Here is an 11,381-nt window from a genome sequence, read left to right as displayed (position 1 = left end):
GAATCAATGAGAAGAAAATTGAAAAATAAAAACTAAGTTTAACCCAAGGATAGATCAAATCTGGGCAGTCCATTTGCCATGGTCAGTTTCATCCGGCGAAGGTGGGTCAGTTTACCCGGCTTATCCACCTTAATTCAATACCTCTAAAATTGGTCAATGGTATCTCGGTAGAAAAATGCTCCTCCCCTCGTCTAATGTTGATTTCATTTTCAATTTGCCGCATTTGCTTGTACGCAATAACCAAAAAATTCCCAGAACCACAAGCTGGATCAAAAACACGGATTCTAGACATCCGTTTTCTTAGATTAAGTAGTTTTCTAGCATTATCACCTGCTTCCTCTAACTGTACTCTTAAATCATCAAGAAACAGCGGGTTAAGCACCTTAAGAATGTTGGGGACCGAAGTATAGTGCATTCCTAGGGAACCTCGTTCTTCTTCATCGGCTACCGCTTGAATCATTGAACCAAAAATATCTGGATTTATCCGTTTCCAATCTAAGTTCCCTACATGTAAAAGAAAAGATCGAGCAATTTTTGTGAACTTGGGGCACTCTGTTGAACCTGAAAAAAGCTCACCATTCACATAGGGAAAATCATTCGTCCAATTCCGTACTTTTTTCTTTTCTCTATCTTCTTTTTTGGTGTCCATGGTCCGAAAAATCTCGGCAATCACTTCATGTACAATAGAAGCATCTGAAGCACTCATTTTACTTACTGTACCAGTAAAAAGATTGTCACCCTTGAAGATATTTGTATCCTCTGCAAAAAAACAAAAAATAAGGCGAGCTAGGAAGTGGTTCATATCATGCCTCCTCTCAGCAGTAGCCCATTCAGGGTTAGCTCGCAATAACTCTATATAAAGCTTATTTAAACGCCCTGTAGCCTTAATATCAAAGCTACTCTCCCGAATCTGTTTTACGGTGCTTATTCCTGCCAACGGAAGAAAAAAACCAAAATGATCGTGGAAGTCCGTATAAGCAGAAACAATTGTTTCTCCAGTGGTAAGATCTTCAGCCTGAAAATCCTTTCCATCAGTAGCCAATATGTATTTTGCTTTTGCCTTTTTGGTTTCAAGACCATCACGCAATGCAGTTAAGGTCTCTATTACCTTGCCATTTTTACAGGTAGCTATATGAATGTTGTTCCGTTGAAGAACACCGCCTTCAACTTTGGATTTGTTTGAATTGCCCGAACGTAATCTTTTGATGGTTGTAGCTTTGTTGCCAAATGCTTCTAGAAACAAATAAGGAAATTCTTCCGAATCAAAAGGTTGCTTTGCCAGTTCATATATAGCCTCTTCAATTTCAACTGCGTTCATTTAAATTTTAATCTGGTGGGTAAAAGTTTAAAAATAGAATAATTCCAGCACTTGGTTATAGAAAAGTCATCGACCTAATTTTGAAATCAGATCATGCACTATATCTGCCTTAGTCTTTATTTTCTGTTGTTTGGCAGCTTCCCACCGCTTCTTCATAGCCATTCTTACTTTTTCAATATCAGTATGCTGATTACCCTTTTTAAACCTTGTATCCCTACCCTTAACAATAAGGTTGTCCAAAACAACGGTTTTAAAATTTCTCTTAACTCTTTTCCTTGCCTGAGTCGTCAGCTTAGCTGTTTGGATTCCTTGCCTTGGATTCAAATTGAATCTCCTTTTGTAATCAAATGCGGAAATTCCATGTCCCATAGACACATGCTGAAGAAGCTTATCGTATGCCAAACCACATATTTCACAGATTGGTTGGCCTTTTGTATTGAATTTTGGTTCTAAATAGTTATTCATAATCCGTGGATAAAGTTTCTATCATTAAGTTAACCCTTTAAACCAAAAAAAACAAAGCTGTCAATCGGAGGATAATCCAATGAGAAAACACTATACTTCAATGTTTACAGCATTTAAAGTAATATTGCCAAACAATAAAACGCGAACTATTTAAGGTGATAATTACAAAAGAATAGTTAGCAACAGTATTTTGTCCGCCGATTAAAATTGATCAGATTATTCAAAAATTTACCGAATAATACACACAGACATACAACCTAAGAACTTTTTACCAAAGTAAGTTTTGACTCTTTATTTGTTGGACTAGGGATACGCTTAAAATACTCTGCCATTTGGTACGCATTATCATAAGCAGTTTTACCGATGTACTTTAGAAACATACGTTCGGTACCATGCCCCGTAATGTTCATTAGAACAGGTGTTGGTATTTTTTGATAATAGTTGGTCGCAAATGAACGTCTGCAAACATGAGATCCTATCAATTCATGTTTTGGATACATACCTTGTATGGATGGTAAGCTTCTTTTATTTTTTTTGGTGTCTTTTGACTTCGGCCTTTTTCGCCCTTTAGTCAGTGCGTCGATACCTGCTTTGCAACATATTTTTTTTATGTACTCGTTAAAGTTTTGCAAAGCTATCTTATAAGGAAATCCGTCCTGAATAATTTCCTCGGCAAATGGCAGAAGTGGTATTGCAACAATTTTACCAGTTTTCTTCTGTTTGAGTTCAATCACTCTTAAATCATTCATCTGCTTTATATTACTCTCGTTAATATTAAGCAGGTCCTCTCCACGCTGCCCCAATTGACAACCTAATAACAACCACTTTTGAGCATTGGCAAGAGCCTCATTATCAAAACTTAAAGAAGCAATTTGCATTTGCTCTTCCTCAGACAGGTAAATAATGGCTTCTGGTTCTTTACTTTCACTAAAACTTTTAATGCTGGATAGTGAAGGTGACCCTTCTATTCCATTACGCACAGCATCATTACAGACAGCCTTAAGGTTATCAATGTTTTTTCCTGCGTAATTAACACTATAGCCCTTCTCAAAGAGCCATTTCTTGAAATCGTCCGCTAGTTTTAGATCAACATCTCGTACCAAAAGCTGTTTCCCTTTTCGTTTTTCCTTAATGTATCGTTTTAATACACCCTTGAAGGTTATGTAACCTTTTACACGCCTTTCAGAAAGACCAATGCCACCTTTTCCATTTGGTCGATTGGCCGCAGTTTCAATAATATGTTGGGTATAATTGACAATATCGTCAAGATTTTCAATTGCCGCTTTATTATTTATTAAATCGATTTGTCTCTCAAGCCATGCTCCATCAATGATATGCCCATTCTTCGTTGCCGTATTTAGAAGCACTTCCAATCTGCTTGACATTTCAACCAAATCTGCCTTCAAGTTTTTAAGTTCTTCGTTCTTGGGAATTGGAAAAGACTTCTTTTTACTCCAATCTTTTGCATCAATGATGAAACCTGTTTTTCTAATAAACTCGGAGCCTCTCCCCATAGATAGCCTAACATAAATGCTTGAATTTTCGCCTTTGCCATGAACCCTAAATCTTATTGTTGCCATATCCTTAAAATTGAAACTCAAAGATAATGATTCTTGCCAACACTTTGCCAACATTAATAGGCTATTACCATACTTAATCGAATACTATCGAATAAAATATGAATTGCAACTTACTGTTTTATAGTATTTTAATAAATAAATAGAAATGACCGTAAAATATATTCACCTCCCGCCTCGAGTACAGAAAAGCCCTTAATCAAGGGCTTTTTTTATTGCTCAAAATGAAATCCTGAAGCATAAAAAAAGGCCTACCAGTTGGTAGACCTTTTCAGTTATTCTTTTAGGTACGGAATTAATTCACATCCCACCATAGTTTGGTGTGGTTGTTATCCGGTCCTTGGAAACCAATCATAGCATTGTAATTGGCTGCATTGTTATCCGCAATTGATGGGTCATAGGCCATACGAACAGGAATTCTTGGATCACTGGCGAAAGCGGAAGGCTCTAGGTAAGGAGCATCCAACCTTCTCCATTCGGCCCAAGCCTCTGGTCCGTTAAGATATAATGCCACCCACTTTTCGTAAGCGATGTCGTCTATTCCCGTATATGGGTGTGCTGCTATGTAATCAGTGATTCCCGTAGCATCCACGCCCCAATATTCCATAGAGGCCTGCACTCCTGCTTCATACCATTGAGCTGCAGAACCACCACCTACATTCCAACCTTTGCCAGCTGCTTCAGCCAAGGAAAAATCAACTTGTGCCGCTGTAAATATTGGCGTAGGGAAATCGGGAGTGTAAATAATTTCACTTCTAATAAAGGAATAACTAGGTACATTACCATTTACCTGACCGTTAGGCGCTCCTACATAACCAGCATCGATACCACCTGGGAAATTGGTCACTGGTGAAACGCTATCTCTTGCCTCCTCTGCATATTCGAACAAACGTGGATCTTGGTTTTCCCTTAGGTATTCCACCATGGTCCTGGAAAGGATGTAATCCTCACGAGTTTTAAAGTTGTCATCCCATGGGCTATCACTTTCATCATCTGTACCGTAGGTGTACTCGATATTATCACTGTTGTCGGTGATCAATCTACCCGTAGCAACAGTTTCCTCAAACTTGGTCTGTGCCAAACCTGGAGCCACATCGGATATACGAAGCGCCATTATCATTTTTACATGGGTGCCAAATGTAACCCAAGTATCCATGTCCCCACCAAAAAGATAGTCTCCTGTTGGTCCAGGCTCGGCCATTTCCACCATGCCTACCGCTTCTTCAATCTCAGCGAACATATAGTTGTAAACCGACTCCTGCGTATCAAAAGCTGGTTGTGGGTTATCTATTCCCTGAAAAGCCTCGCTCAATGGAAGCGCCCCCCACTTGTCCGTCATATAGTGCAAATAATATGCTCTTAAAATCTTTGCCACGGCAATCTGGTTCGCATTACTACCATAACTCAAGGCATCATCTGCAGTTTCAGGATCGCTGTTCAAATCGATAATTCGATTAAAATCCGTAAGCGGTCCTACGTACCAGTCATCATACGACTCATTCAAGGTATTATACCTGGAAGCACCTGGATACTGCCCTTGTGTAATATGCTGCATATATAATATTGTGGTCTCATCCACCATTATATATTCAGCCATAAATGACATGGCATTGGTCAGTAACTGTGAGGTTACAGCCGCTGTGGGTCCGTTCGGGTTGACATTGGTATCCTCATAATCTATGGTTTCACACGCTGTGAACAAAACCATAATAGAGGCAATCAACCCTATTTTTATATTTAAACTTTTCATCATCATTTTTTTTTAAAACGTTAATTTTAGGTTTAAACCCATAGTTCTTGTCATCGGAAGCTGACCTGCCTCAGCCCAGTTGTATCCGCTTCTTTTCTCAATCTCAGAAGGATCTATCCAATCCAAGTCCGAAGATATCAACCAAAGGTTATTGGCAAAAAAGCTGATGGACGCATTGGACATACCTAATTTGTCAACAACTTTTTTATCAAAATTATAGCCAAATCGCACTGTTCTCAACTTCACATAAGAAGCATCGTGCAGGTTATTTTCGTAAATATTACCAAGGTTACCCAAGTTATAAAGGTCTTGTGGGTCTACATAAGCATCCACAACTGTTCCATCACTGATTGGCTGGCCCAAATCGTCAGTTCCTGTTTGAAGCACACCAACAATGTGCTCACCTCCACCTTGACTCACAGGGTCCCTTTTTGGATTCCCCAGATCATTAAGTCCTGCCGTTTTGGCGGAAAGTCCAGAATGATCGAAATATCTTTCTGTTCTGGAGTAGTACCTTCCTCCTTTTTGGAAATCGAACGCCAAAGCAAGGGTAAAATTCTTATAGGTCATGTTTGATGTAACACCACCTGTGAAATCAGGCAACAGGGACCCTAAAAATTTGTTCGATTCAATGGCATAATAGTAAACACCGTCATTCTCAGTAAATATGGTATTTCCATTATCATCTGTAGCCCAACCAGTTCCGTAGAGCAATCCCCATTCTTGTCCAACTCTTTCCTGTAACCTCATGTTACTTGTGTACGTACTAAGATCCCGTGCATCAATACCTGGATATAATTCGTCCACTTCTCTTTTAAGGGTAGCAAAGTTAACACCCAGTTCCCATTGAAAATCCTCACCGGCGAAAACATCCCCAATCAATCCAATCTCAAATCCACTGGAAGTCTGCTTACCACTGTTCACTGTAATTTCTGAATAACCAGTTGCCCCATCCAATGGCACATTGATTGGAAGATCTTTGTCTGTTCTATTGAAATAGGTCACATCCAAAGAAAGTCTGTTTCTAAAGAATTGAAGTTCAGTACCCACTTCAAGTTCGTCTCTGGTACCTCCCGTCAATTGTGGATTTTCCTGGGTGTCGGAAACGGTAATTCTTCCACTTCCTTGATATAACGCATCTGTGTCATATACCGCTGAAGTCAAATAAGGATCTGGAAAAAACGGTGCACTTGCATAACCTGCCCTGAACTTGGCAAAGGTCAACACATCGTTGGTTGGCAATAGATTGTGTGCCAAGAAACTCAACGACCCACCGTACGTCTCAACCCTATTGTCACTGGCTATTGCCGTTGATGACCAGTCCAATCTATAGGAAGCATCCAAGTACAAGGTACTCTTATACCCTACAGACCCTTTGAAGAACAAAGCATCCGTTTTGGACTTTGTAACAGAGTTTTCCGCTGTTACTGGATCCTGAGATCCAGCCAAATTATAGAAATCCGGAATAGTCAAATCCCCATTGGTATAGGCATTCAACACAAAGTATTCCTTGTCAACCCTTTCAAAACCTGCAGTCATTGCCACATCAAGGTCATCTTCCAAAAATCTGTCGTTATAGTTGAACATTCCAAAGAAGTCAGTCCTTTCATTTCTTCTGAACCGTTCTTGATAATAAGCAGGATCAAGCAAACTAACAGTAGTACCCCTGTCATCAAATCTATAGGAGTGGAAAGTCTGCTTAGCATCGAAACTGAAGTTAAATTTGTCATTGAACTCGTAAACGATACCAAGTCTACCAAAATAAGAGTTCTTGGTTTGGTGGTATAGGTTTTCATAGGAATGGAAATAAGGCATATCCCAATAGAGTGGTCGGGTATCCCTTGGACCTCTCATGTTCCAAGAAACGGTTTGTCCATTTCTCATATAGTCTTCCAAGCGATTAAAGTCCAATTGTCTTTGCCACCATTGGTTAAAGTTAGAACCCAAGTTCCCATACCCTTGGGTTGGCGTGTTCAATCTATCCCTGTCCTCGATATTAAGGTTAGCCAAAAACTGCAGCTTTTCCGTCACATTATATGAGGCGTTCAACGCCACTCTAATGGTTTGGCTATTGGAGTTGGGAACAACCCCACCTTGATCTATGTAAGATAACGTACCCCTCATATTGTACTCTTCACCAGCTTTGGAAAAAGCAAGTGTGGTATTGGAGGTAAGGGCATCTTCATAAAAACTATCGACATCGTTGGGAGTTTGAGTCCAAGAACGAAGCTCCCCAAACTCAGGAGTCCCAGGAATCCAACTATCCCAATGTCTTACCATTTGACCGTCCAATCTTGGCCCCCAGCTTTCGTCTGCCCAGAAATCCGGATACTGCTGTCCATCAAAGGACGCCCAATCCGCAGGGTCAGTCGCAGGATCATAGGTAAAGGTGTTGAACGTTTGGCTGTATCCACCACCATACTCATTTTGATAGTCTGGCAATGTAGTTACCGAACTGATTGACATCGAGTGGTCAATTTCAAATTTGGCCACTCCGGTGGTACCTGTTTTACTGGTAATGATCACAACACCGTTTCTTCCTTCAGGACCATAAATCGCTGTAGCGGAAGCACCTTTAAGCACCGAAATATCGGCTACGTTGTCTGTATTGACATCACTTGAGGAATAGATTCGAACACCATCCACCACATAAAGTAGATCGTCGTTACCCCTAAGTCTAATCTGGGAGTTTCCGAACGTGGAACTACTGTTACCCACAATCTGTACACCGGAAACCCTACCGGCCAACGCATTGGCCACATCGGTTTCCCTAGCCTGTACAAGCTTGTCACCCTCTACGGACTGTTGCGAGAAACCAAGGGATTTCTTTTCCCTTTTAATACCTTGCCCCGTTACAACTACTTCTGCAAGGGCTTGTGCACTTTCTTCCATTTGTACATTAACCGTACTGGAAGCTCCTACCACAACGGTCATGTCTTTTTGACCGATGTAAGTAAACAGTAAGGTTTGCCCCTCACTGGCTTCAATCGAATAATTACCGTCAAAATCGGTCTGGGTACCTGTTGAGGACCCCTGAACCAAAATGTTGACCCCTGGTAATGGCAGGCCATCTTGATCGGTAACGGTTCCTGTTATTGTTTTATTCTGAGCTTGGGCAAAACCCGTCATCAAAAACAATAGCAGTGCTACCAAAGAATACATCTTTTTAATCATTGATTTTTGTTTTAGTTATGAATGAATTAGCTAGCGGCATAAAATGCCTTTTGTTTGAACCTTCAATAAAGTGCAAAAAAGAGAGGTGCATTTTTATTTGCAACGGAATGCCGATAATTTGAAATGAAAAAGGGGGATTGAGGAACTAATGCAAAAAATGAAATAAGAGTTGACTACTGTTCACAAGTTAATACCATCCCCCTAGCCATGTAAGGTAACATAGAAAGGGGGTTGGCAGCATTAATTTGCAATAAAAGAATACTTATTTGAAACAAAAGCGGAGTTACACCAATAGAAGCTCTTCCAAATCCTCGCAATAATGGTTGGAGATACTGATTTCCATATCGTTGGTCAATGTAACCGTGCTGTTAACCTTGTTTTTGGTGATCATACGGATAGAATTCACATTGACAAGTGTGGACCTATTGGTTCTAACAAAATTGGAAGGAAGCAATTCCATAAGCTTTTTTAAGGTTATCCTTAATAAAGCTCTTCCCTTGGCCGAGTATATGTGCACGTAATACTTATCGGCCTGTATCCAATCAATATCATGGATCTTAAAAAAGTGTCTTTTGTTTCCTTCGGGGATTACAATAATGTTGTTGTTTGCGGTCATGGGTTTGAAGTTAGTTATAAAATCAGCCTAGGCATTTTCATCAATGATCTGCCAACATCAAAATTTTACACAATTTAACAATTTTTTGGCAATTTAACCATATTTACAGCACCCAAAATGAATAAAGATTAATTATTACGATATTACTATTATCTCACATTGTAATTCACAATTAATCCAAATAACAAAGTGTATTTTAAAAAATTTCAAATATCGCAAGCAGAGAAAAGGTCCCGATAAAAGCCTATGGATTTACCGTGCAATTAACAAAAAATTATGAAATACCGGTAAATCGAGTTGAAAAGCAAAATCATAATCGCCTTTTTCATTTTCATCCCTTTTTCGGTTATGTCTTCTCACCAAATCAAAGCACCTTTATTGACTGATTCATTTTTCATGAAATCAAACGGTTTCACTTATTTGAATTCTCAAAAAAAAGTCGAACTTCTACCTCCAACCTCTTTTTGCCCTGCACTTCTCAAAAATCAACAGTCTGATTATCAATTACCTTACCCCCATACATCAATCCATTAACTCAAACATGTTATTCGTCAACCCAAATGGGGCAACCGTCAATTCCAGGCATCAGCAACCAAAAGCATCCTTACTTTTAGATGAACTAACTCTCAAATCTTTTACTTATGAAATCGAAAATCTTTTTCAAATGTATGCTACCAATGTTATGCATCGCCTTCAATTCCTGCTTAGTGGAAGACGGGGAAGATGGCATTGACGGTATAGATGGAGTGGATGGCAAAAATGGCATCGATGGCATTGATGGACAACACGGACAAGATGGTGCAGAAGGACCCGAAGGGCCACAAGGAGAATCTGGCGAAGATGGCGCAGGACTCGAGGAAATGGCCCAATACGGATGGATATCCATGAACCTGAATGGTACACGGCCCGATGATGTCGCCTTTGAGCACTCCACTGAATTTAAGTTTGCCCCTGTCGATGCCACCGACTTTGGAGACTATAATATAGTTACCGCCACACCGATGGGAGATGATACCGAATACTTTTTCAACTTCCGTAGATTTTACAGTTCCCCCGATGGCACCTACAACATTACCTATTTCGACTGGGAAGTTACCATAACCAATCCGGGACAAGATACCGAAGCGGTGGGATTGATTGAGACCTCCCTTAACAATTATGGAGTTGTAGGGGATGACAACAAATACTTCATCTTGGACGATTCTTACGATTCCGATGGCGAAGGCGTATCAGGAATGGAACTTACCAACGTGGTTTTTGAACCCGAAAATCGCAACCACCTTAGTTTTTCCTATTCTTTTTCCGTGGATGCCGCCAACAATGGCTCTGGACATGAATTGAACGTATCAGGAGAGGTGAATGTGTTCCTAGTAGAGCTTATCGAATAAGAGCACCCAAAGCCATATCAATCCAAAATGGGCATCCATCAATTCATAGACCCCATTCATCAATTGAACAAAACAAACTCCGTTGCCCTTTTCTAGTTTAGCCATATTAATCATTAAAAAAAATCATGAAACTACTTAGATTATTCAGTATTGCCCTTATGGCATTGAGCATTACCATGATTTCCTGTACCGGAGAAGATGGCAAAGACGGTATAGATGGAATCGACGGCATCAATGGACAGGATGGAGCAAACGGACAAGACGGAACAAACGGACAAGACGGGGAGGATGGACAGGATGGAACAGATGGTCAAAACGGAGTAGGTTTTGACGAAATGACCCAATATGGATTCATTACCCTTAATCTTTCAGGTACTAGGCCGGATGGCGTGGCATTTGAAGATGCCAATACCTTTAAGTTTACTCCACTGACTGGGTCCAACATCATCAACAACAATTATCTTGAGACTACAGATGTTGACAATGATATTCTTTACGAATTTATATTCAATCGGTTTTTAACAGCACCTGATGACATAAACAATGACAGCTACCTATTTTGTAGCCTAAATTTTGTTAATCTCGGGGAAGACACGGAAGAATTATTGGGAGCCAGCATTTATTTGAACAACTATGCCGTTATTGGGGATGACAATAAATATTTTACCATGTCAGATTATTATGGCAATGGTAATCCTGGAGTCTCCGATTTTCAATTTACAAATTTTAGTTTTGACAGTGAAGACAACAACCACCTTACCTATTCTTTTTCTTTTGAGGTACTTGGTGCAAACAATTCTTCAGGAAATCATCTAAATGTTTCTGGTACTGTAGATGTCTATCTGTTAGAGGAAGTCACTCAATAGTTAAAAGAGATTCATTCAATACTAATTTTATGAAAAGCCCGAGCCTTTGGTTCGGGCTTTTTACCATTCATAGTTTTGTTTAGGTCAACAAATTCCCATTCTCGTCCCACTCGGCGATAATGCCGCGTTTGCTCTGGTCCACGCATTTGGCCAACCATTCCTCATCATAGGCAACACCGTGCTGTTCCAGTACGTCATCCGGTACGCCGTCCCAAACGTTGGGCTGG

Annotated in this window: 9 protein-coding genes and 1 pseudogene; 2 read left to right on the top strand and 8 right to left on the bottom strand. The window is 40.1% G+C overall.

Annotated elements, in window-relative coordinates; all coding sequences use genetic code 11:
• Nucleotides 1-106: 106 nt before the first annotated feature.
• The 6 genes from PY092_RS19280 to PY092_RS19255 form a co-directional block, all read right to left on the bottom strand.
• A complete protein-coding gene (locus PY092_RS19280) occupies nucleotides 107-1,318 on the bottom strand; it encodes a type IIL restriction-modification enzyme MmeI (RefSeq protein WP_275617373.1) in 1,212 nt (403 codons plus the stop codon).
• 66 nt (nucleotides 1,319-1,384) lie between these two features.
• Complete coding sequence (locus PY092_RS19275) at nucleotides 1,385-1,783, bottom strand: hypothetical protein (protein WP_275617372.1); 399 nt, start codon at nucleotides 1,781-1,783, stop codon at nucleotides 1,385-1,387.
• 257 nt (nucleotides 1,784-2,040) lie between these two features.
• Nucleotides 2,041-3,363: a phage integrase SAM-like domain-containing protein gene (locus PY092_RS19270; RefSeq protein WP_275617371.1), complete on the bottom strand. Its 1,323-nt coding sequence runs from the start codon at nucleotides 3,361-3,363 to the stop codon at nucleotides 2,041-2,043.
• Between the two features lie 292 nt (nucleotides 3,364-3,655).
• Complete coding sequence (locus PY092_RS19265; protein WP_275617370.1) at nucleotides 3,656-5,110, bottom strand: SusD/RagB family nutrient-binding outer membrane lipoprotein; 1,455 nt, start codon at nucleotides 5,108-5,110, stop codon at nucleotides 3,656-3,658.
• Nucleotides 5,111-5,122: 12 nt separating this feature from the next.
• A complete protein-coding gene (locus tag PY092_RS19260; RefSeq protein WP_275617369.1) occupies nucleotides 5,123-8,284 on the bottom strand; it encodes a SusC/RagA family TonB-linked outer membrane protein in 3,162 nt (1,053 codons plus the stop codon).
• A gap of 283 nt (nucleotides 8,285-8,567) precedes the next feature.
• Entirely contained in the window at nucleotides 8,568-8,900 is a 333-nt protein-coding gene (locus PY092_RS19255; RefSeq protein WP_275617368.1) for a LytR/AlgR family response regulator transcription factor, read from the bottom strand.
• 641 nt (nucleotides 8,901-9,541) lie between these two features.
• Here PY092_RS19255 and PY092_RS19250 point away from each other — a divergent pair.
• A complete protein-coding gene (locus PY092_RS19250) occupies nucleotides 9,542-10,288 on the top strand; it encodes a hypothetical protein (RefSeq protein WP_275617367.1) in 747 nt (248 codons plus the stop codon).
• Here PY092_RS19250 and PY092_RS19245 read toward each other — a convergent pair.
• Entirely contained in the window at nucleotides 10,268-10,393 is a 126-nt protein-coding gene (locus tag PY092_RS19245; RefSeq protein ID WP_275617366.1) for a hypothetical protein, read from the bottom strand. The genes PY092_RS19250 and PY092_RS19245 overlap by 21 nt on opposite strands.
• Nucleotides 10,394-10,413: 20 nt before the next feature.
• On the opposite strand from PY092_RS19245, the gene PY092_RS19240 reads away from it, so the two are divergent.
• Complete coding sequence (locus PY092_RS19240; RefSeq protein WP_275617365.1) at nucleotides 10,414-11,154, top strand: hypothetical protein; 741 nt, start codon at nucleotides 10,414-10,416, stop codon at nucleotides 11,152-11,154.
• Nucleotides 11,155-11,233: 79 nt separating this feature from the next.
• Here the strand turns inward: PY092_RS19240 and PY092_RS19235 are convergent.
• Nucleotides 11,234-11,381, bottom strand: a pseudogene (locus PY092_RS19235) (gluconate 2-dehydrogenase subunit 3 family protein); the annotation flags it as partial.

Source organism: Flagellimonas yonaguniensis, from assembly GCF_029193885.1.
In the GTDB taxonomy this organism is placed as follows: domain Bacteria; phylum Bacteroidota; class Bacteroidia; order Flavobacteriales; family Flavobacteriaceae; genus Flagellimonas; species Flagellimonas yonaguniensis.
This window is presented reverse-complemented; position numbering and strand designations above follow the sequence as displayed.